At 69.3% G+C, this 21,952-nt stretch carries 17 protein-coding genes and 1 pseudogene; 5 read left to right on the forward strand and 13 right to left on the reverse strand.

The features are described 5' to 3' along the window. Window positions 1-16: 16 nt before the first annotated feature. From prcA to arc, 6 genes and pseudogenes are all read right to left on the reverse strand, one after another. On the reverse strand, window positions 17-805 hold the full coding sequence (gene prcA / locus ACFVHO_RS35785; protein WP_385724215.1) for a proteasome subunit alpha: 789 nt from the start codon (window positions 803-805) through the stop codon (window positions 17-19). A gap of 50 nt (window positions 806-855) precedes the next feature. Further along, window positions 856-1,701 carry a proteasome subunit beta gene (gene prcB / locus ACFVHO_RS35790; RefSeq protein ID WP_380852719.1) on the reverse strand — a complete coding sequence of 282 codons (846 nt, stop codon included), beginning with the start codon at window positions 1,699-1,701 and terminating at the stop codon, window positions 856-858. Further along, window positions 1,653-1,850, reverse strand: a pseudogene (locus ACFVHO_RS35795) (endonuclease VII domain-containing protein); the annotation flags it as partial. The gene prcB and the pseudogene ACFVHO_RS35795, both read right to left, overlap by 49 nt. Window positions 1,851-1,899: 49 nt before the next feature. After that, window positions 1,900-2,118 (reverse strand): ubiquitin-like protein Pup, encoded by a 219-nt coding sequence (locus ACFVHO_RS35800; protein ID WP_016325855.1) that lies wholly within the window; start codon window positions 2,116-2,118, stop codon window positions 1,900-1,902. 132 nt (window positions 2,119-2,250) lie between these two features. Next, the gene (gene dop, locus ACFVHO_RS35805; RefSeq protein ID WP_385724218.1) at window positions 2,251-3,762 is read right to left on the reverse strand and encodes a depupylase/deamidase Dop; all 1,512 of its coding nucleotides are present in this window, start codon (window positions 3,760-3,762) and stop codon (window positions 2,251-2,253) included. Window positions 3,763-4,021: 259 nt separating this feature from the next. Beyond that, the gene (arc, locus tag ACFVHO_RS35810) at window positions 4,022-5,788 is read right to left on the reverse strand and encodes a proteasome ATPase (protein ID WP_385724220.1); all 1,767 of its coding nucleotides are present in this window, start codon (window positions 5,786-5,788) and stop codon (window positions 4,022-4,024) included. 254 nt (window positions 5,789-6,042) lie between these two features. Here arc and ACFVHO_RS35815 point away from each other — a divergent pair, with 254 nt between their 5' ends. Continuing rightward, window positions 6,043-6,357: a ferredoxin gene (locus ACFVHO_RS35815; RefSeq protein ID WP_289953000.1), complete on the forward strand. Its 315-nt coding sequence runs from the start codon at window positions 6,043-6,045 to the stop codon at window positions 6,355-6,357. A gap of 140 nt (window positions 6,358-6,497) precedes the next feature. On the opposite strand, the gene ACFVHO_RS35820 is transcribed toward ACFVHO_RS35815, so the two are convergent. The 3 genes from ACFVHO_RS35820 to ACFVHO_RS35830 all read right to left on the reverse strand — a co-directional run bounded on the left by ACFVHO_RS35820 (window position 6,498) and on the right by ACFVHO_RS35830 (window position 9,860). Further along, complete coding sequence (locus tag ACFVHO_RS35820) at window positions 6,498-7,088, reverse strand: hypothetical protein (RefSeq protein WP_385724265.1); 591 nt, start codon at window positions 7,086-7,088, stop codon at window positions 6,498-6,500. A gap of 175 nt (window positions 7,089-7,263) precedes the next feature. Then, window positions 7,264-8,166, reverse strand: a complete 903-nt coding sequence (locus tag ACFVHO_RS35825) for a tRNA (adenine-N1)-methyltransferase (protein ID WP_016639459.1) — start codon at window positions 8,164-8,166, stop codon at window positions 7,264-7,266. Window positions 8,167-8,234: 68 nt separating this feature from the next. Next, window positions 8,235-9,860 carry a site-2 protease family protein gene (locus ACFVHO_RS35830; RefSeq protein WP_385724223.1) on the reverse strand — a complete coding sequence of 542 codons (1,626 nt, stop codon included), beginning with the start codon at window positions 9,858-9,860 and terminating at the stop codon, window positions 8,235-8,237. Window positions 9,861-9,989: 129 nt separating this feature from the next. Here ACFVHO_RS35830 and ACFVHO_RS35835 point away from each other — a divergent pair, with 129 nt between their 5' ends. Both ACFVHO_RS35835 and ACFVHO_RS35840 read left to right on the forward strand, forming a co-directional pair. Then, the gene (locus tag ACFVHO_RS35835) at window positions 9,990-10,907 is read left to right on the forward strand and encodes a RecB family exonuclease (RefSeq protein ID WP_385724226.1); all 918 of its coding nucleotides are present in this window, start codon (window positions 9,990-9,992) and stop codon (window positions 10,905-10,907) included. A 15-nt stretch (window positions 10,908-10,922) separates the two neighbouring features. Further along, window positions 10,923-11,594, forward strand: coding sequence for a response regulator transcription factor (locus tag ACFVHO_RS35840; protein ID WP_030356234.1), 672 nt, complete (start codon window positions 10,923-10,925; stop codon window positions 11,592-11,594). A gap of 109 nt (window positions 11,595-11,703) precedes the next feature. Here ACFVHO_RS35840 and ACFVHO_RS35845 read toward each other — a convergent pair whose 3' ends face one another. The 4 genes from ACFVHO_RS35845 to metH form a co-directional block, all read right to left on the reverse strand. Further along, the gene (locus ACFVHO_RS35845; RefSeq protein WP_385724229.1) at window positions 11,704-13,284 is read right to left on the reverse strand and encodes an ABC transporter substrate-binding protein; all 1,581 of its coding nucleotides are present in this window, start codon (window positions 13,282-13,284) and stop codon (window positions 11,704-11,706) included. A gap of 42 nt (window positions 13,285-13,326) precedes the next feature. Beyond that, window positions 13,327-14,934 (reverse strand): ABC transporter substrate-binding protein, encoded by a 1,608-nt coding sequence (locus tag ACFVHO_RS35850; protein WP_385724232.1) that lies wholly within the window; start codon window positions 14,932-14,934, stop codon window positions 13,327-13,329. Between the two features lie 397 nt (window positions 14,935-15,331). Further along, entirely contained in the window at window positions 15,332-16,027 is a 696-nt protein-coding gene (locus ACFVHO_RS35855) for an HAD family hydrolase (protein WP_385724234.1), read from the reverse strand. Between the two features lie 246 nt (window positions 16,028-16,273). After that, on the reverse strand, window positions 16,274-19,822 hold the full coding sequence (gene metH / locus ACFVHO_RS35860) for a methionine synthase (protein ID WP_385724237.1): 3,549 nt from the start codon (window positions 19,820-19,822) through the stop codon (window positions 16,274-16,276). Window positions 19,823-20,114: 292 nt separating this feature from the next. On the opposite strand from metH, the gene ACFVHO_RS35865 reads away from it, so the two are divergent. After that, window positions 20,115-20,879: an IclR family transcriptional regulator gene (locus ACFVHO_RS35865; protein ID WP_385724240.1), complete on the forward strand. Its 765-nt coding sequence runs from the start codon at window positions 20,115-20,117 to the stop codon at window positions 20,877-20,879. A gap of 275 nt (window positions 20,880-21,154) precedes the next feature. After that, window positions 21,155-21,940, forward strand: coding sequence for an MIP/aquaporin family protein (locus tag ACFVHO_RS35870; RefSeq protein WP_385724243.1), 786 nt, complete (start codon window positions 21,155-21,157; stop codon window positions 21,938-21,940). Window positions 21,941-21,952 lie beyond the last annotated feature (12 nt).

Consider the following 21,952-nt stretch of genomic DNA (forward strand, 5'->3'; position numbering starts at 1 on the left):
GCGGGGCCGCGTGGAACTACTCCCCGGCGGAACCCGAACCGGAGTCCGACTCGGCCTCGGAACCGGCGTCCGGCTCCGCGCCCTCCTCCGACTCCCCCGCCGAACCGTCCTCACCGAGCAGCCGCTCCAGCTGCCGGCCGACGATCCGCTTGAACTTCCGCTGCTGCGGCCGCGTACGGTCGAGGACCGCCACCTCGAGGCGCTCCGCGGGGATCTCCCGCTCACTGCCGTTGGTGTCACGCGACAACGACTGCACCGCGAGCTTCAGCGCCTCGGCGAGCGTCATCCCGTCCTGGTGGCGCTGATCGAGATACGTACTGATCTGTTCCGCGTTGCCGCCCACCGCGACCGAGCCGTGCTCGTCGACGATCGAGCCGTCGTGCGGCAGCCGATAGATCTGGTCGCCGTCCGGCGTCGTGCCGACCTCGGCGACGACCAGCTCGACCTCGTAGGGCTTCTCGGCGTTGCTGGAGAAAATCGTGCCCAGCGTCTGCGCGTACACATTCGCCAGACCACGGGCCGTCACATCGTCACGGTCATAGGTGTAACCCCGCAGATCCGCGTAGCGGACGCCGCCGATGCGGAGGTTCTCGTACTCGTTGTACTTACCGGCCGCGGCGAAACCGATCCGGTCATAGATCTCGCTGAACTTGTGCAGCGCACGGGACGGGTTCTCGCCGACGAACACAATGCCGTCGGCGTACTGCAGCACGACCAGACTGCGACCGCGAGCGATGCCCTTGCGGGCGTATTCCGCCCGGTCGGCCATGGCCTGCTGGGGTGAGACATAGAACGGCGTCGACACCGGCTATCCGTCCCTTTCTGTCAAAAATTCACACAACAACAACGGGGCACTCAGAGCAGCGCGGCGCGCGGACCGTCCGGCTGCTCGAGACGACGAGCCAGAATCGAGCGCGCGATCTCGGAGGTCTCCGCCTCCGCCAGCCTCCGGAAGCCCTCTTCGGAGATCACCGTCACAATCGGATAGATCCGCCGGGCGACATCCGGGCCGCCCGTCGCCGAATCGTCGTCCGCGGCGTCGTACAACGCCTGCACGACGAGCGTCGTCGCCTGCTCCTCCGTCAGGTCGTCGCGGTACAGCTTCTTCATCGCGCCGCGCGCGAAGACCGAACCCGAGCCCGTCGCCGCGAATCCGTGCTCCTCGCTGCGGCCGCCCGTCACGTCGTACGAGAAGATGCGGCCCTTGGCACGGTCCACGTCGAACCCCGCGAAGAGCGGGACGACCGCGAGGCCCTGCATCGCCATGCCCAGGTTGGACCGGATCATCGTCGAGAGGCGGTTGGCCTTGCCCTCCAGGGAGAGCGTCGCGCCCTCGACCTTCTCGAAGTGCTCCAGCTCCAGCTGGAACAGCTTCACCATCTCCACGGCGAGACCGGCCGTGCCCGCGATGCCGACCGCCGAGTACTCGTCGGCCGGGAAGACCTTCTCGATGTCGCGCTGCGCGATGACATTGCCCATCGTGGCGCGACGGTCACCGGCGAGCACCACGCCGCCGGGGAACGTCGTCGCCACGATGGTCGTGCCGTGCGGAGCCTCGAGCACCCCTTGCGTCGGCGGCAACTGCCGCTTGCCGGGGAGCATTTCCGGCTGGTGCTCGGAGAGGAAGTCCATGAAGGACGAAGAACCAGGGGTCAGGAAGGCAGCCGGTAGACGCCCGGGCTTTCGAGTGTTGGCTTCCACGGGTTTCCTTCCAGGTAACTGATGGCCCGGCGCAAGGTGCCGGGAGCATCTCCCAACTTGCCGATCGCCGAATTGCAGTTGAAGCACAGTACGCCACGGACCCTACCCGTCTCGTGGCAGTGATCCACATGGGCCGCCGCGCTTTCGCAGCGCGCTCGACAGCCCTCGCCCGCCCTTGGAAACCAAGGGAGGAGCGGCCTACTGGCCACCCTTTTGCACGAAGGAGCGCACGAAGTCCTCTGCGTTCTCCTCGAGGACGTCGTCGATCTCGTCGAGGACGGAGTCCACGTCGTCGCTCAGCTTCTCCTGGCGCTCCTTGAGGTCCTCGGAAGCCTGCGCGTCCTGCGCCTGCTCCTCGACCTCCTCGGTGGAACGCGTCGCCTTCTGCTGTCCGCCGCCGGTGTCCTTGGTCGCCATCTACCTCACCCCGCTCGGTTAGACGTTTCTTGATCAGACCCTACAAGCCGGGTCTGACATCGGCCCCGCACTTCGTACAACGTGCGGGGCCCACCTCTGTGATTCCCCCGCGGCCGGCCTTTCAGCCGCCTTTCAGCCTCCGGAGAGCACCCGGACCAGATCCTCCGCCGTGCGGCAGCGGTCCAGCAGCTCCTTGACGTGATTACGCGTTCCGCGAAGCGGCTCCAGGGTGGGAACGCGCTGGAGCGAGTCGCGTCCGGGCAGGTCGAAGATGACCGAATCCCATGAGGCCGCGGCCACGTCGTCGGCGTACTGCTCCAGACAGCGGCCCCGGAAGTAGGCGCGGGTGTCCTCGGGCGGCTTGCTACGGGCCCGCTCGACGTCGCCCTCGTCCAGGAGGCGCTTCATCTTGCCGCGGGCCGCGAGGCGGTTGTACAGGCCCTTCTCGGGGCGTACGTCCGCGTACTGGAGGTCCACCAGGTGCAGGCGCGCGGCGTCCCAGTCGAGGCCGTCACGGCGGCGGTAGCCCTCCATGAGTTCCCGCTTGGCGACCCAGTCGAGCTCTCCGGAGAGGCTCATCGGGTTGTTCTCCAGGCGGTTGAGCACGTCTTCCCAGCGGGTCAGGACGTCCTTGGTCTGGGCGTCCGCGTCGGCGCCGTACCGCTCCTCGACGTATTTGCGGGCCAGCTCGAAGTACTCCATCTGGAGCTGGACGGCGGTGAGGGTGCGGCCGCTACGGAGCGTGACCAGGTGCTGGAGGGTCGGGTCGTGGGAGATCTGGTGGAGCGTGCGGACGGGCTGGTCGACGGCGAGGTCCACCGCGATGAAGCCGTCCTCGATCATGGCGAGGACCAGCGAGGTGGTGCCGAGCTTGAGGTAGGTGGAGATCTCCGAGAGGTTCGCGTCGCCGATGATCACATGCAGGCGGCGGTACTTCTCGGCGTCGGCGTGCGGCTCGTCGCGGGTGTTGATGATGGGCCGTTTGAGGGTGGTCTCCAGGCCGACCTCGACCTCGAAGTAGTCGGCGCGCTGGCTGAGCTGGAAGCCGTGCTCGTGGCCGTCCTGCCCGATGCCGACGCGGCCCGCCCCGGCGAAGACCTGCCGGGAGATGAAGAAGGGCGTGAGGTGGCGCACGATGTCCGAGAACGGGGTCTCCCGCTTCATCAGGTAGTTCTCGTGCGTGCCGTAGGAGGCGCCCTTGTTGTCGGTGTTGTTCTTGTAGAGGTGGATCGGCTGGGCGCCGGGGAGCGCGGCGGCCCGTTCGGCGGCCTCGGCCATGATGCGTTCGCCGGCCTTGTCCCAGAGGACCGCGTCGCGGGGGTTGGTGACCTCCGGGGCGCTGTACTCGGGGTGTGCGTGGTCTACGTAGAGGCGGGCCCCGTTGGTGAGGATCACGTTGGCGAGGCCGATGTCCTCGTCGGTGAGCTGGCTGGCGTCGGCGGATTCGCGGGCGAGGTCGAAGCCCCGCGCGTCCCGCAGCGGGTTCTCCTCCTCGAAGTCCCAGCGGGCGCGTCGCGCCCGGTGCATCGCCGCGGCGTAGGCGTTGACGATCTGGGACGAGGTGAGCATGGCATTGGCGTTGGGGTGGCCGGGGACGGAGATGCCGTACTCCGTCTCGATGCCCATTACTCGCCGTACGGTCATGCGGCCCTCCTTGCCCGGCGGCGCCCTCGGTCGGGGGCACCGCTCAAGTACCGCTGGTTCTCCGGTGCGTGTGCGGTGCCCGTCCCCGCACTGCGCGACTCGGCGGTACGGAAGAGCCTAGAACGCCTCTGCGCTGGTGGGGAGATCATTTCCTGCTTTGCTCTCGCTGGGTTGGTGACGCGGCTGCGAGGCGCCCGCGACCGGCGGAAAACAGTCGGCTGCGGGTACCCCTGGAGGGCACCCGCAGCCGCCCTGCCATCTACAGGTACTGACCGGTGTTGGCCACCGTGTCGATGGAGCGTCCGGTGTCGGCGCCCTGCTTGCCGGTGACGAGCGTGCGGATGTACACGATCCGCTCGCCCTTCTTGCCGGAGATGCGGGCCCAGTCGTCCGGGTTGGTGGTGTTGGGCAGGTCCTCGTTCTCCTTGAACTCGTCGATGCAAGCCTGGAGGAGGTGAGAGACCCTGAGACCCTTCTGGTTCTGCTCGAGGAAGGCCTTGATGGCCATCTTCTTGGCGCGGCCGACGATGTTCTCGATCATGGCGCCGGAGTTGAAGTCCTTGAAATAGAGGACTTCCTTGTCGCCGTTGGCGTACGTGACTTCGAGGAAGCGGTTCTCCTCGGACTCGGCGTACATCTGCTCCACGACGGACTGGATCATGCCGTGCACGGTGGCGGCCTTGTCGCTGCTGTGCTCGGCGAGGTCGTCGGAGTGCAGGGGCAGTCGTTCGGTGAGGTACTTGGCGAAGATGTCCTTGGCCGCCTCGGCGTCCGGGCGCTCGATCTTGATCTTCACATCGAGGCGTCCGGGCCGCAGGATGGCCGGGTCGATCATGTCCTCGCGGTTGGAGGCGCCGATGACGATGACGTTCTCCAGGCCCTCCACACCGTCGATCTCGGCGAGCAGCTGGGGGACGATGGTGTTCTCCACGTCCGAGCTGACGCCGCTGCCGCGGGTGCGGAAGAGGGATTCCATCTCGTCGAAGAAGACGATGACGGGGGTGCCTTCGCTCGCCTTCTCCCGTGCGCGCTGGAAGACCAGGCGGATGTGCCGCTCGGTCTCGCCGACGTACTTGTTGAGGAGCTCGGGGCCCTTGATGTTGAGGAAGAAGCTCTTCCCCGCGGGCTGCCCGGTGACCTCGGCGACCTTCTTGGCAAGGGAGTTGGCGACGGCCTTGGCGATCAGTGTCTTGCCGCAGCCGGGCGGGCCGTAGAGCAGGACGCCCTTGGGCGGCCGCAGTTCGTGCTCCTTGAAGAGGTCGGGGTAGAGGTAGGGAAGCTCGACGGCGTCACGGATCATCTCGATCTGACCGCCGAGGCCGCCGATCTTCTCGTAGCTGATGTCCGGGACCTCTTCGAGGACCAGTTCCTCTACTTCGCTCTTCGGTACGACCTCGTAGACGTAGCCGGAGCGGGGCTCGAGCAGGAGGGCGTCTCCGGGGCGGATGGTGACGTCCAGGAGCGGCTCGGCGAGCCTCACCACCCGTTCCTCGTCGGTGTGTCCGAGCACCAGGGCTCGTTCGCCGTCCTCCAGGATCTCCTTGAGGGTGACGATGTCTCCGACGCTCTCGTACTCCATGGCCTCGACCACGTTGAGCGCTTCGTTGAGCATGACTTCCTGGCCGCGCCTGAGGTCGTCGAGTTCGACGCTCGGGCTGACGTTCACGCGGAGCTTGCGGCCGCCGGTGAAGATGTCGGCGGTGCCGTCCTCGTTCGCCGTGAGGAAGACTCCGAAGCCGGCCGGCGGCTGTGCGAGCCGGTCGACTTCTTCCTTGAGGGCCACGATCTGGTCGCGGGCCTCGCGGAGCGTGTTGGCGAGCCGTTCGTTCTGCGCGGATACGCCTGCCAGGTTGGTCTGCAGCTCGACGATCCGCTCTTCGAGAATCCTCGTGTGACGCGGAGAGTCGGCGAGCTTGCGTCGCAGGACGGCGATTTCCTGCTCGAGATAGGCAACCTGACCGGCTGGGTCCTCAGACCCTCGCCCCGGCCGGATGCCGCGGTTGATGTCGTCGTCGTGGGCTGCCACGGTCCTCACCTCCTCCAAGGGGAGCTGGACGCTTCCTGACCCTACCTGGGTGGGTGCTGATTGAAACCCCTAGATCACAAAGACGGTCGGGGTGTGTCCGATCTTCACCCTTGCGCTCTCCCTCACGCCAGGGGAATACCCACCCAACAACATCGGAAAGCCGCCGGTTGTAGGGTCGAAGTGTTCAACACCCGTCAGGGCTGGCCGGACTTGCAGCAAAGTCGGCCCTGCTCGACGCAGTTTCGGCAGGAGAGATGACCGTGCAGCACGAGGCGGAGACCGTCGGCGAGAGCCATGATCTGCTCGAGGTCTGGATCGATCAGGACCTGTGTACCGGCGACGGCATCTGTGCCCAGTACGCGCCGGAGGTCTTCGAGCTGGACATTGATGGCCTGGCCTATGTGAAGGGCGGCGACGACGAGCTGTTGCAGACGCCGGGGGCGACAACGCCCGTGCCGCTGCCGCTGCTGCGGGACGTCACCGACTCCGCGAAGGAGTGCCCGGGCGACTGTATTCATGTACGTCGGGTTTCGGACAAGGTCGAGGTCTACGGCCCCGACGCAGAGTGACCGAATTGTTTCGCTGTGTGAGCGAAACGGGGCCCGTGGTTACCGTCTGACGGTAACCACGGGCCCCTTCTCATGTCCGCCGGGCGCACCCGGGGGTCCACGCGCCGTCCACCGCGGCGGCGCGTGGGGCGGCGGGTGCGTCACACACCGCGCGTCGCACCCGGTGTCGAGCGGGTGAACGCGCCGTTCTTCCACTGCCACTTGGCTTCGTCGCGGAGATCGGGGCGGTAGCGGGGCACGTCGATCGAGGAGTAGCCGAGGAGCGTCGCGGTCACCGCGCCCCCGCGCACCGCGAGCGCGCTGACGGTGCGGCCCTCCTTGGTGTCGAGGAGGGTGGCGACGACGCGCGGCTTGCCCTCCCGGGGCCGGGTGATGACGTACAGGGCGTGCGGCGGGGTGCCGGAGCCGGCCTCGCAGTGCACGGCCGCGACGGTCTCCGGGCGGCCGTCGCCGTCGAGGTCACCGGTCGCCTTCTTGGCGACGACGGACTTGGCGGGGCATTCCAGGGGATAGGCGACGATGGCCGGGTCGGGCGCGGGCGCGGGGGCCGGGGCGCTCCTTGACTCCGGCTCGGGGGCGGTCGGGGCGGCGGTGGCCGGGTCGGGCTGGAGGAAGCCCGAGGCCGCGACGACGGCGGCGAGCGCGGCGGCGGTGGCCACCCAGTGGATGGGTCGGGTGGCCCACGGCCGGTCCACCGTGTGGGCCAGTTCCGGGACGGCGGGGTGCTGCACGAGGAGTGTCTCCTGTGAGGGCTGTGCCGGTGGGGGTGGGGTGGCCAGCATGCTGCCACACCTCACAGCGCCGGGGAACACCGGGGTCCCGTGCGGTGACACGCGTCCAACACGGCGGCGCCGGTGCGTTGTGCGGAGTGCGCCGGGCGCGCGGGGTGCGCGTCCGGGCGGGCGGTCAGCGGGGGCTGCCGCCGTCGGCGTTCGGGCCGGTGTAGTCCTCGCCGTAGGCGCCCTTGGCGGGGCGGCGGCGCCGCATGGGCGGCTCGACGCCGTCCGCGAGGCGACGGGCGGTGAGGAGGAAGCCGGTGTGGCCGATCATGCGGTGGTCCGGGCGGACGGCCAGGCCCTCGATGTGCCAGTTGCGGATCATCGACTCCCAGGCGGTCGGCTCGTTGAAGCCGCCGATCTCCCTGATCGACTCGACGGTGCGGGCCAGCTGCGTGGTGGTGGCGACGTACGCGCACAGGATGCCGCCGGGCACCAGGGCCTTGGAGACGGCCTCCAGGCACTCCCAGGGGGCCAGCATGTCGAGGATGACGCGGTCGACCTCGGTGTCGGACAGGTTGTCCTGGAGGTCGCCGACGGTGAGCTGCCAGGCGGGGTGCGGGCCGCCGAAGTAGCGCTCCACGTTCTGCTGGGCGATCTCGGCGAAGTCCTCGCGGCGCTCGTAGGAGTGCAGCATGCCGTGGTCGCCGATGGCGCGCAGCAGGAAGGCGCTGAGCGAGCCGGAGCCCACGCCCGCCTCCACGACGCGCGCGCCGGGGAAGATGTCGGCGAAGGCCAGGATCTGCCCCGCGTCCTTGGGGTAGACCACGGCGGCGCCGCGGGGCATGGACAGGACGTAGTCGGGGAGCAGGGGACGCAGCGCGAGGTAGGCGACGTTCCCCGTGGTGCGGACAACACTGCCCTCGGGAGCGCCGATCAGCTCGTCGTGCGGGAAGGAACCCTTGTGGGTGTGGAAGTTCTTCCCGGCCTCGAGCGTGAACGTGTAGTGGCGTCCCTTGGGGTCGGTGAGCTGGACCTGGTCCCCGACCTTGAAGGGCCCGCGTCGGCGGGCGGCACCGGTCGGTTCGGACATGTGACCAGCCTACCGGCCGTGGCGGGGGCCGCCGACCACCGCGGTCGTGCGGGCCGCGCCGGGCGCGGTCAGCTGGGCCGGGCCATGGCGTTGACGAAGGCGCGCTCGACGTCGGCGGCGGACAGGACGCCGTAGATCTCCCCGGAGGTCTCGACGACCAGGTATTCGGTGGCCGGGGTGGCCCGCAGCCGGTCCAGGAGGTCCTCCCCCGCCAGTTCGGCGGGGACGCGCATGCCTTCGGTGATGTCCTGGGCGAGGCCGCTGACGGTGACCCAGGGGCGGCGGTGTTCCGGAACGCCGACGATGGCGGCCTCCCGGACCACGGACAGCGGGTCGCCGTCGGCGTCCACCACGACCAGGGCGCGGGCGCCCGCGGCGTTGGCGCGGCGCAGGGCCTCGGAGAGCGGGGTGTCGGTCTCCACGGGGACAGCGCGGCGGGTGAGCGCGCGGGCGCGCAGTTCGGGCAGGTGCTCGCGCAGCCGGGCCATGCGCAGGCTGTTGCCCGCCCCGGTCCAGATGATGGCGGCGAGGATCGCGGCGAGCAGGGCGTCGGTGACGGTGTCCATGCCGCCGATGTCCTGGGTCTCGCCGCCGAGGGCGCCGGACTGGTTGAGGAGCGGCAGGCCGATGAGGACGGAGATGGCGAGCGCGCGGCCGACCCAGGCGGCGGCGATGGTGCCGCTCATGGGCTTGCCGGTGATCTTCCAAACGACGGCGCGGAGCATGCGGCCGCCGTCGAGCGGCAGGCCGGGCAGGAGGTTGAACGCGGCGACGATGAGGTTGGAGATCATCAGGCCGGCGAGCAGGACGCCGGGGACCGTGCCGGGTTCCACGGCGCGCATGCCCACGTAGAACACGCCCGCGAGGACGAGGGAGAGCAGCGGTCCGACGAAGGCGAGGACGAACTCGCGGCCGGGGGTCTCGCTCTCCTTCTCGATCTCGCTGACGCCGCCGAAGAACTGCAGCTGGATGCGGCGCACGGGAAGCTTGAAGCGCAGGGCGGCGACGGTGTGGGCCAGCTCGTGCACGAGCACCGAGGCGTAGAAGGCGACGGCGAAGAACAGTGACACGAGATAGCGGGCGCTGCCGAGCTCGGGCAGGACGCGGTCGAGCTGGCCGCCGAACACCCAGGTGATCAGCGCGGCGACGAGGAACCAGCTGGGCGCGACGTAGACGGGCACGCCGAAGGGGCGCCCCATGAGCAGCCCGCCTCCGGGGTTCTTCGGCTCGTCCTTGTCCTCCTTGTCCTCCTTGGCGCCCTTCAGCGGCTCACCGGTGTGGTGGGCGTGGGCCCGTGCCGGGGTGGGCGCGGGGGCCTTGGAGAGGTTCGGCCGGTCGGCGGGATCGGCGGACTCGGGGCGCGCCGCGCCCGGCGTCGGCTCGGGCTCGGCGTCGGAGCCGTCGACCTCGACTTGGGTCCCGCCCTCCCCCGTGGCGCCCGCGTGCGCGTCCCCCTCCGCGCCGGGGCGCTCGGTCGCGGGCCGGGGCGCGCTGGACGGCGCGCTCTCCGCCCGGCGTGGCGCGCTCTCCGCCTGACCGGACGCGCTCGCGGTCCGGCCGGACGTGGTCTCCGCGTGGCCGGACGCACCCGCCGTCCGGCCGGGCTCGGTCTCCGCCTGGTCGGACGCGTGTTCCGCCTGGGCGGGCGCGTGCTCGTCGGACTGCGGCCTGCCGCTGCCGCCGCTTTCGTCCACGATGTCCCCTCGTTCGAAGCGTCCCCCGCTCCTGCTGTGGCGCGGTACACACACGATCATGCAGGGCGGGAGGGTCTGTCGTCGATGGTATGCGTCCGTTGTCAGTGGCGGGTCGTAGGGTCTGTTGTCATGGAAACCAGGACCGACGACGTCAGGGCGGCCGCGCGCCCGGCGTCCCTGTCGCCCTCGCGCGCGAGCGACTTCATGCAGTGCCCGCTGCTGTATCGCTTCCGAGTGATCGACAAGCTGCCGGAGAAGCCGAGCGAGGCGGCGACGCGGGGCACCTTGGTCCACGCGGTCCTGGAGAGACTCTTCGACGCGCCGTCGGCGGAGCGCACCGCGCCCCGGGCCAAGGAGCTGATCCCGGGCCAGTGGGACCGGCTGCGCGAGGCCAAGCCGGAGCTGGCCGAGCTGTTCGCCCAGGCGGACGGTGACGGCGGCGACGGCGCGGACGGCGGCGATCGCGCGGCCGAGCGCATGGCACGGTGGCTCGCCGACGCGGAGAAGCTGGTCGAGCGGTGGTTCACGCTGGAGGACCCCACGCGCCTGGAGCCCGCCGAGCGGGAGCTTTTCGTGGAGGCCGAGCTGGCCTCGGGCCTGAAGCTGCGCGGCATCATCGACCGCGTCGACGTCGCCCCCACCGGCGAGGTCCGCATCGTCGACTACAAGACCGGCAAGGCGCCCCGCCCCGAGTACGCGGAGGGCGCGCTGTTCCAGATGAAGTTCTACGCCCTCGTGGTGTGGCGTCTGAAGGGCCTGATCCCGCGGCGGCTCCAGCTCGTCTATCTGGGCAGCGGCGACGTCATCACGTACGACCCGGTGGCGGCGGACCTGGAGCGGGTCGAGCGCAAGCTGCTCGCGCTGTGGGACGCCATCGTGCTCGCGACGGAGACGGGGAACTGGCGGCCGCGGCCGACGAAGCTGTGCGGCTGGTGCGACCACCAGGCGGTCTGTCCGGAATTCGGCGGCACGCCACCGCCGTATCCGCTTCCGGTGAGGCCGCCGGAGTCGCCGGACGCGGAGCAGGGCAGAATGGGCCCGGGCTAGGCGAAGGAGAGTTACGTGGCCATCCGCGTCCTACTGGTCGATGACCAGCCGCTGCTGCGCACGGGTTTCCGGATGATCCTGGAGGCCGAGCAGGACATCGCGGTCGTCGGCGAGGCCGGAGACGGTCTGCAGGCTCTGGACCAGGTTCGGGCGTTGCAGCCCGATGTCGTGCTGATGGACATCCGCATGCCGCGGATGGACGGGGTCGAGGCGACCCGGCAGATCACCGGACCCGGCCGGGACGGACCGGCGAAGGTCCTCGTCCTGACCACCTTCGACCTCGACGAGTACGTGGTGGAGGCGCTGCGCGCCGGTGCCAGCGGCTTCCTCCTGAAGGACGCGCCGGCGAACGAGCTGGTGCAGGCGATCCGGGTGGTCGCCGCGGGTGAGGCGATGCTCGCGCCGAGCATCACGCGCCGGCTCCTCGACAAGTACGCCGGGCACCTCCCCTCGGGCGACGAGCCGGTCCCGGACACGCTGCACACCCTCACCGACCGCGAGGTCGAGGTGCTGAAGCTGGTGGCGCGCGGGCTGTCCAACGCGGAGATCGCCGCGGATCTGTTCGTCAGCGAGACCACGGTGAAGACGCATGTGGGGCACGTCCTGACGAAGCTGGGCCTGCGCGACCGCGTGCAGGCGGCGGTGTATGCCTACGAGAGCGGCCTCGTCCGGCCGGGAGCGCAGTAGCCCCGGCGGCAACGGAAAGCATGACTGAGGGGGCGCCCGGTGGGCGCCCCCTCAGTCGTGCTCGCCTCGGATCAGGCGTCTGGCTCAGGCGTCAGCCTCAGCTCAGGCGTCAGTCCTTGCTGAGCTCCCAGAAGCGGAAGACGGTCGACGCGTCCAGGCAGGACTCCACGCCGTAGACGTTCTCCTGGACGACCGCGTACTGCTTGGCCTGCCAGACCGGGAGGATCGGCAGCTCGGCGGCGACGATGTTCTGGAGCTTGCCGTAGGCCTTGTCGGTCGAGGTGCGGTCGCTCTGCGCGGCCGTGTCGGGGATGATCTTCCCGGTGATGTCGCTGTTCTCGTAGTGGTTCGACAGGACGTTGCCCTTGCCGAAGAACGGCTGCGTGAAGTTGTCCGGGTCCGGGTAGTCCGGCACCCAGCCCTTGACGTAGACGCCGTACTTCCCGGCCTCGATGTCCTTCTCGTACTGCTCGAACTCGACGGACTTCACATCCGCCTCGAACAGGCCGCTGGCGTTGAGCTGCTTGGCTATCGCGCGCAGCTCCTCGTCGGTGGCCGGGCCGTAGCGCGACGGCGTGGACCACAGCGTCAGCTTGGCCTTGCCCTCGATGCCGGCCCCGCGCAGGGCCGCGGCGGCCTTGTCGCGCTGCGGGCGGGCGCCGTAGGTGTCGAAGAAGGCGGTGTTGTGGCCGCCGATGCCGGCCGGGACGATCGAGTACAGCGGCGTCGCCGTGCCCTGGTACACCTGGTCGACCAGCGCCTCGCGGTCAAGGAGGTAGGCGATGGCCTTGCGCACGCCGGGCTTGCCGGCCATCGGGTCCTTCATGTTGAACACCAGGTGCTGCACTTCGGCGCTGGTGCCCTCGACGACCTCCGTCTTGCTGTCGGAGGTGCCCTTCTCGAAGTCGGCGATGTCCGCGGCGGCGAGGCCTCGGTAGGCGACGTCGATGTCGTGGTCGGTGATCGCCTGCTTGAGGCCCTTGCGGTCACCGTGGAAGAAGCGCAGGGTGACGCCGTCGTTGCGGGTCTTGGCGGTGCCCTCGTACCCGGAGTTGACGGAGAAGACCGCCTCGTCCTTGTCGAACGAGTCGAGCTTGTACGGACCGGAGCCCACCGCCTCGCCGTCGGCGCGGAGCTTGTCCTTGGGGTACTCGCGGTGGTCGACGATCGAACCGGCACCCGAGGCGATCTTGCTCGGGAAGGTCGCGTCGGGGAACTTCAGCTTGAAGACGACCGTCTTGGCGTCCGGCGTCTCGACCTCGTCGAGCATCGGGAACATGATCGCCGGGCCGGTCTTGTCGTTGATCTCCCGGACGCGGTCGAAGGAGTACTTGACGTCCTTCGAGGTCAGGTCGTTGCCGTTGCTGAACTTCAGGCCGTCGCGCAGCGTGCAGGTGAAGACCTTGGTCTGCCGGTCGGTGAAGCGGCACTTGCGCGCGGCCTCCGGCTCCGGCTGGGTGGCGCCGTTGGGGAAGCTGAGCAACGACTGGAAGACGTTGTTGAACAGCAGCCACGAGCCCGGGTCGTAACCGGACGCCGGGTCGGTGGCGAGGACGTCGTCGGACATCCCCACCACCACGGAGTCACTGTCAGCGGCGGAACCGCCCGACTCCGATCCACAGCCGGTCAGCAGGGTGGCGGCCAGGCCGGAGGTGAGGGGCAGGGCCAGCCACTGGTTGCGCATTTTCACTTGCGTGCCTTGTCGTTGTTTCCGTACTCGGTGAGGCGCCGGTCAGTCGCTCACACCGCGGGCGAGCTCCCACAGCTGCAGATTCGAGGAGGAGTTGAGAGCCCATTCGACACCCGTGATGTCGTCACGTGCGGCGATGTACTGCTTGCCCTGCCACAGCGGCAGCACCGGGACGTCATCGGCCACGATGTCCTGGATCTTCTCGATGCTCTTGCTGGCGCTGAGGCGGTCGGCCTCGCGCCGGGAGGTGGGGATCAGTTCGTCGTTGATGGTGCTGTTGCGGTACGGCGAACCGAGGAAGTTGTCCTTGTCGAGGAACGGCGCGAGGAAGTTGTCGGCGTCCGGGAAGTCGGGGAACCAGCCCATGCCGTAGACGTCGTACTTGCCCTCGCGCTCCGCCGGGCGGAAGGTGTTCCAGATCTCGCCCTTGATCTTCACGTCGAAGAGGCCGGAGGAGTTCAGCTGCTGCTGCAGCGTCTCGAACTCCTTCTTCGTGGCCGGGCCGTAGTGGTCCGTGGTGTAGTGCATGGTCAGCTTGACGGGCGTGTCGATGCCCGCCTCGGTGAGCAGCTTCTTGGCCTTCTTCGGGTCCGGCTCCTCGTACTTGTTGAAGAACGAGTTGGAGTGGCCGGTGATGGTGGTCGGCACCAGCGAGTACAGCGGGTCGGCCATGGAGCCGTACACGCTGCTCGTGAGCGCGCCGCGGTCGACGATCTGGGCCATGGCCTGGCGGACGGCCTTGTCCTTGACCGTCGACGCGTTGGTGTTGAAGGCGATGTAGCGGATCTCCAGGCCGGGCATCTCGACGAGGTCGATGTCCTTGCCGGCGTTCTCGTCCAGCTTCTTCACCTGCTGCGGCGACATGGTGCGGGTCATCAGGTCGATGTCGCCGCTGTCGAGGGCCTTGCCCATGCCGGCCGCGTTCACGAAGGTGCGCAGCTCGACCTTCTCGTTCTGCTGGCCGAAGGAACCCTTGTAGTGGGGGTTCTTGGTGAAGACCGCCTTGACGAGCTGGTCGCCCTTGACTTCCTGCTTCACGGTGTACGGACCGGAGCCGTCCACCTCGAAGCCGTCGCGCAGCTTCGTCTTGCTGTAGTGATCGGGGCTGACGATGCCCGCGATCGGCGTGGCGAGCTTGTACGGGAACGTCGCGTCCGGGCTCTTGAGGTGGAAGACGACACCGCGGTCGCCCTGGACCTCGATGGTCTCGACGTTCGACACGAGGCCGTCGACACCGCTGGAGTTGGCGACCTTCATGTCCCGCACCCGCTCGATGGAGAACTTCACATCGGAGGCGGTCAGCGGCTTGCCGTCGGCGAACTTGAGGTCCTTGCGCAGGGTGCACGCGTACCGCTCGTTGCCGGTGTCGGTGAAGCCGCACTTCTGCGCCGCCTCGGGCTCCGGCTCGCCGCCCCCGCGCGGCATGGCCATGAGCGTCTGCAGGGTCTGCCGCAGAATGTTCCAGGTTCCGGCGTCGTAGGAGTACGCAGGGTCGAAGGGAGCCGGGACTTCCTTCGAGACGGCGAACCGGTCCGTGGTGCCCACCGCGATGGGGTCGTCGCCGTCCCCGCTGCCCGAACCGCCACACGCGGCGAGCGTGGGGGCGAGCAGACCTATCAGGGCCGGCAGCACCAAAGTCTTGCGGTTCATGCTGGACGTTCTCCAGAACTCTTGAATACCCGTGTTTTCCGGCAACGGCGGGGTGGGGTTGATGGGTCACGGGGGGGGTGGGGCGATGTTCTCGCGACGAGATTAGTCCGCACCAGCAGAGGCGTTGGAGGGGACCGGAGTTGAGCTGCCATCACGCAGTGATACGGGGCGTGGACGCACCGATAACCCGACACCGGAAGGTTTCGTGCACGGGCGGCCCAATCAGGACACAAGGGCACGCCCCGCCTGAGAGGTAAGGGCTCTCCGGCACAGGATCGAAGGGCTGTCGACCCTCTTTCAAGTGGGAAACGTCACACTTTCAACTGGCCGTATGCCCCGGGCATTTCAGCCACCCGAGGCTGGTTCACCGGCCGTCATGCCCGTTCGGGCACTCTTCTCAGAGGCTCATCAGGCCGTGCAGGAACCGCAGGTCCACGTGTTCGAGCGTGGGCACGACGGTGCGGCCGGCGGCCGGGGCGATCGGCGCGACGGACGGGACGGCCACGACCCGGCAGCCCGCGGCCTCGGCTGCGGCCACGCCGGTCGCGGTGTCCTCGATGACGGCGCAGCGGCCGGGCTCGGCACCGAGGCCGGCGGCGGCGATCAGATAGGGGTCGGGGTGCGGCTTGGTGCGCTCCACCTCGTCGCCCGCCACGGTCAGGCGGAAGTGGTGGGTGCCGATGGAGCCGAGGATCCGGTCGATGATGCGCCGGTGCGAGGCGGAGACCAGCGCCGTCGGCACGTCGTGGGCGGCGAGTTCGGCGAGCAGTCTGGCGGCGCCCGGCATCAGCGGCAGGGTGCGGCTGATGCGGTCCTCGAAGCCGTCGTTGAGCAGCACGGTCAGCTCGGCGAGGGTGATGTCGGCGCCCGTGGCCTCGATGAGGAAGCCGGCGCTTCGCGTCATGGGGCCGCCGACGACGATGTCGCGCCAGGACTCGTCGAGGGTGTGCCCGAGCGCCGCGAAGACCTCCACCTCGGCGTCCCACCAGAAGCCCTCGGTGTCGACGAGGGTTCCGTCCATGTCGAGGAGAACGGCCTGCAGAGCGGATCCTTCGGCCGTTCGGGTACCGAGGGCGGGAACCGTACTGGTCATCGGGCACACCTCCATGAGGGACGAGAAGGCCGGTCCCCCAAGGGGGACCGGCCTGAGAGCTGGACCGACCAGTGTACGTTCCCGGCGCCGAACTCGCGCTGCGATATTGCCGGGGCGGGCGCCGCTATGGGGGCTGCGCCCCCTTGCCCCCGCTTGTCGGCGCTTCGCGCCTCGTCCTCAATCGCCGGACGGGCTCGATCACCTCGAGCCGGACGGGTTCGATCACCTTGAGCCGGGCGGGCTCGATCACCTCGCGTTGAAGTACTTCGCCTCCGGGTGGTGGATCACGATCGCGTCCGTCGACTGCTCGGGGTGGAGTTGGAACTCCTCCGAGAGTTCCACGCCGATCCGCTCCGGCTGGAGGAGTTCGGCGATCTTGGCGCGGTCCTCCAGGTCGGGGCAGGCGCCGTAGCCGAGGGAGAAGCGGGCGCCGCGGTACTTGAGCGCGAACATGTCCTCGACATCGGCCGGGTCCTCGCCGCCGAAGCCCAGTTCGGCGCGGACGCGGGCGTGCCAGTACTCGGCCAGGGCCTCGGCCAACTGCACGGACAGGCCGTGCAGTTCCAGGTAGTCGCGGTAGGCGTCGGCGGCGAACAGCTCGGCGGTGGCCTCGCCGATCTTCGAGCCGACGGTGACGACCTGGAGGCCGACGACGTCGGTCTCGCCGGACTCCTCGGGGCGGAAGAAGTCGGCGAGGCACAGGCGTCGGCCCCGGCGCTGGCGCGGGAAGGAGAAGCGGGTGCGCTCGTTGCCCTGCTCGTCCAGGATGATCAGGTCGTCGCCCTTGGACACACAGGGGAAGTAGCCGTAGACGACGGCGGCTTCGAGGAGGTTCTTGGTCTGTAGTTCGTCGAGGAGGCCGCGCAGACGCGGACGGCCCTCGGTCTCGACCAGCTCCTCGTACGTCGGTCCGTCGCCGACGCGGGCCTGCTTGAGGCCCCACTGGCCCTTGAACAGCGCGCCCTCGTCCAGCCAGGAGGCGTACTCCTTGAGCTGGATGCCCTTGATGACGCGGGTGCCGCGGAACGGGGGCGTGGGCACGGGGTTGTCGGTCGAGACGTCGGAGCGGGCGGGGCCCTCGGGCTCGCCGACCTCGACGGCGGGCGTGTCGCGCTTGGGGACACGGCGCTGCTTGAGCTCGGGCAGGGTGGCGCCGGGCACGCCGCGCTTGACGGCGATCAGGGCGTCCATCAGGCGCAGGCCCTCGAACGCGTCGCGGGCGTAGCGGACTTCGCCCTCGTAGATCTCGTGCAGGTCCTGTTCGACGTAGGCGCGGGTGAGCGCGGCGCCGCCGAGGATGACCGGGTAGTCGGCGGCCATCTGGCGCTGGTTCAGCTCCTCCAGGTTCTCCTTCATGATCACGGTCGACTTGACCAGAAGGCCCGACATGCCGATGACGTCGGCGCGGTGTTCCTGGGCGGCGTCGAGGATCGCGGCGACGGGCTGCTTGATGCCCAGGTTGACCACGTTGTAGCCGTTGTTGGACAGGATGATGTCGACGAGGTTCTTGCCGATGTCGTGGACGTCGCCGCGCACGGTGGCGAGCACGATGGTGCCCTTGCCCTCGGCGTCGGACTTCTCCATGTGCGGCTCCAGGTGGGCCACCGCGGTCTTCATGACCTCGGCGGACTGGAGCACGAACGGCAGCTGCATCTGGCCGGAGCCGAACAGCTCACCGACGACCTTCATGCCCTCCAGGAGCGTGTCGTTGACGATGTCCAGGGCGGGCCGGTCGACGAGCGCCTCGTCCAGGTCGGCCTCCAGGCCGTTCTTCTCGCCGTCGATGATGCGGCGCCGCAGCCGCTCCTCCAGCGGCAGGGCGAGGAGTTCCTCGGCCTTGCCCGCCTTCATCGACTTCATGTTGACGCCCTCGAACAGCTCCATGAGCCGCTGCAGGGGGTCGTAGGCGGGCTCGTCGCCCTGCTGGGGGCGGCGGCGGTCGTAGATCAGGTCGAGGGCGACCTTGACCTGCTCCTCCTCCAGGCGGGCGATCGGCAGGATCTTCGAGGCGTGCACGATCGCGGAGTCCAGGCCCGCCTTGACGCACTCGTCGAGGAACACCGAGTTGAGGACCACGCGGGCGGCCGGATTGAGGCCGAAGGAGATGTTGGAGAGGCCGAGGGTGGTCTGGACGTCGGGGTGGCGCTTCTTCAGCTCGCGGATGGCCTCGATGGTGGCGATGCCGTCGCCCCGGGACTCCTCCTGGCCGGTGCAGATGGTGAAGGTCAAGGTGTCGATGAGGATGTCCGACTCGTGGATGCCCCAGTTCGTCGTCAGGTCCTCGATGAGGCGCTCGGCGATGGCGACCTTGTTCTCGACGGTGCGGGCCTGGCCCTCCTCGTCGATGGTGAGGGCGATCAGGGCGGCGCCGTGCTCCTGGGCGAGCGCGGTGACCTTCGCGAACCGGGAGTCGGGGCCGTCGCCGTCCTCGTAGTTGACGGAGTTGATGACGGCGCGCCCGCCCAGCTTCTCCAGGCCCGCCTGGATGACGGGCACCTCGGTGGAGTCGAGGACGATGGGCAGCGTGGAGGCGGTGGCGAAGCGCCCGGCGAGCTCCTGCATGTCGGCGACGCCGTCCCGGCCGACGTAGTCGACGCACAGGTCGAGCATGTGGGCGCCCTCGCGGATCTGGTCGCGGGCCATCTCCACGCAGTCGTCCCAGCGGGCGTCCAGCATGGCCTCGCGGAACTTCTTCGAGCCGTTGGCGTTGGTGCGCTCGCCGATCGCCATGTACGAGGTGTCCTGGCGGAACGGGACAGTCTGATAGAGCGAGGCCGCGCCCGGCTCCGGGCGCGGCTCGCGCGCGGTCGGGGTCAGGCCGCGGACGCGCTCGACGACCTGGCGCAGGTGCTCGGGGGTGGTGCCGCAGCAGCCGCCGACCAGGGACAGGCCGTACTCGCGGACGAAGGTCTCCTGGGCGTCGGCGAGCTCGGGGGGCGTCAGCGGGTAGTGCGCGCCGTCCTTGCCGAGGACGGGCAGGCCGGCGTTGGGCATGCAGAGGATCGGGACGCGGGAGTGCCGGGCGAGGTAGCGCAGGTGCTCGCTCATCTCGGCCGGTCCGGTCGCGCAGTTCAGGCCGATCATGTCGATGCCCAGCGGTTCCAGGGCGGTCAGCGCGGCGCCGATCTCGGAGCCGAGCAGCATGGTGCCGGTGGTCTCGACGGTGACGGAGCAGATCAGCGGCACGGTGGCGCCGGTGGCGTCCAGGGCGCGGCGGGCGCCGAGGAGGGCGGCCTTGGTCTGCAGCAGGTCCTGGGTGGTCTCCACCAGGAGCGCGTCGGCGCCGCCCGCGATCATGCCCTCGGCGTTCTGCTGGTAGGCGTCGCGCAGCAGGGTGTACGGGGCGTGGCCGAGGGTGGGGAGCTTGGTGCCGGGGCCCATGGAGCCGAGGACCCAGCGCTGCCGGCCGGTGGAGACGGTGAACTCGTCGGCGACCTCGCGGGCGATGCGGGCGCCGGACTCGGAGAGCTCGAAGACGCGCTCGGGGATGTCGTACTCGCCGAGGGCCGCGTGGTTCGCGCCGAAGGTGTTGGTCTCGACGCAGTCGACGCCGGCGGCGAAGTACTCGCGGTGGACGGAGGCCACGATGTCGGGGCGCGTGATGTTCAGGATCTCGTTGCAGCCCTCGAGGTTCTGGAAGTCCTCGAGGCTGGGATCCTGCGCCTGCAGCATGGTGCCCATCGCACCGTCGGCGACGACCACGCGGGTCGCCAGTGCTTCGCGGAGGGCGTCGGCCCGGTTCCCGGCGGAGGTGTCCACCGTGGAAGCGGATGAGGGGGTCGGCGACGAGGCCATGAATGAGCTCCCTGGAGTGCGACGGCTGTCGGCTTTGCGGGTTCCTTGGGGACCCGCACCCGGCCAGGGTAGCGGGGACCCCGGTCCCACCGTGAGAGCGTCCCAGCGGGCGGACCCCTTCGCCATGTGGCCGGAAGTGTTCGCCCGACCCCGTCTGGCGGAAACGCTGTATGCGCACCCTTAGCCACAGGTCGGCAACGACCGATAGTGTTCAGCATTGTCGAACGGTGAATGCGTTCTTGAGTTCGCTGCGGACTTGCGTGCGTGGCACGGGATGGAGGACAGGGCTGCGATGGCACGGAACATCCAGTCGCTCGAGCGGGCCGCCGCGATGCTGCGCCTGCTCGCGGGCGGCGAGCGCCGACTGGGCCTCTCGGACATCGCCTCCGCCCTCGGCCTCGCCAAGGGCACGGCCCACGGCATTCTGCGCACCCTCCAGCAGGAGGGCTTCGTCGAGCAGGACGCGGCCTCGGGCCGCTATCAGCTGGGCGCGGAGCTGCTGCGGCTCGGCAACAGCTATCTGGACGTCCACGAGCTGCGCGCCCGCGCCCTGGTGTGGACCGACGACCTGGCCCGCTCCAGCGGCGAGAGCGTGTACCTGGGCGTCCTGCACCAGCAGGGCGTGCTGATCGTGCACCACGTCTTCCGGCCCGACGACAGCCGCCAGGTCCTGGAGGTGGGGGCCATGCAGCCGCTGCACTCCACGGCGCTCGGCAAGGTGCTCGCGGCGTACGACCCCGTGGCGCACAGCGAGGCCCTGGAGGCCGAGCGGGAGTCGTTCACGGCGCACACGGTGAGCGCGGCGGAGGCGTTCGAGGGGGTCCTCGACCTCACGCGCGCGCGGGGGTACGCGGCCGACGTGGAGGAGACCTGGGAGGGGATCGCGTCCGTGGCCGCGCCCATCCACGACCGGCGCCGGATGCCGGTGGGGGCGGTGGGGATCACGGGAGCCGTGGAGCGGGTGTGTCCCGCGGGCGAGATGAAGCCCGAGCTGATCGCGGCCGTGCGGGACTGCGCGCGGGCCGTCTCCCGGGATCTGGGCGCGAGCCGGTTCTGACCCGGCACCCGGCGCGACTCGGGGCCCTCCTGGTTGCGGCGGCGGCGATAACCCAGAACGATCAATAACGATCGTGTTTTCAATAACAGAAGTCTTGACGTGTTGGTAACCCCACGGCCAGACTCGCGTCCACCGGTCGGCATTGTCGAACACCTAACGGCATTACGCGTTACAGTGGGGCAAGCCAGGGCCGGCAACGCCCTCACCTGAGGGCGCGGACCACCGGAGGGACCCGGGGTTCGCCTTTCCCTGGACGAAGGACAAAGGAGTCGCGGGTGTCCAGCTCCGACATCTTCATCGGCGAGACCATCGGTACCGCCGTGCTCATTCTGCTCGGCGGTGGCGTGTGCGCCGCTGTCACGCTCAAGCGCTCGAAGGCCAAGGACGCGGGCTGGCTCGCGATCACGTTCGGCTGGGGCTTCGCCGTACTGACCGGCGCGTACCTCGCGGGCGGCGTCTCCGGCGCGCACCTGAACCCGGCGGTCACCATCGGCCTGGCCGTGGACGGCGGCACCAAGTGGAGCGACGTGCCGATCTACCTCGGCTCGCAGCTGCTCGGCGCCATGATCGGTGCGGTGCTCGTGTGGGCCACGTACTACGGCCAGTTCCAGGCCCACCTCACGGACCCGGAGATCGTGGGCGCCAAGTCCGGTGACGAGGGCATGGTCGACCTGAAGGCCGCGCCCAAGGCGGGCCCCGTGCTCGGCGTCTTCTCCACCGGTCCGGAGATCCGCAACGTCGCCCAGAACCTCGTCACCGAGATCATCGCCACGACCGTGCTCGTCCTGGCGATCCTCACCCAGGGCCTCAACGACGGCGGCAACGGCCTCGGCGTCCTCGGCGCCCTGATCACCGCGCTCGTCGTGGTGGGCATCGGCCTCTCGCTCGGCGGCCCCACGGGCTACGCCATCAACCCGGTCCGTGACCTCGGCCCGCGCGTCGTCCACTCGCTGCTCCCGCTCCCCAACAAGGGTGGCTCCGACTGGTCGTACGCGTGGATTCCCGTCGTCGGACCGCTGATCGGCGGCGCTCTCGCCGCATACATCTTCAAGCTGTTCTGAGCGACCAGCCGA

The organism is Streptomyces sp. NPDC127108, from assembly GCF_042677545.1.
Taxonomy (GTDB): domain Bacteria; phylum Actinomycetota; class Actinomycetes; order Streptomycetales; family Streptomycetaceae; genus Streptomyces.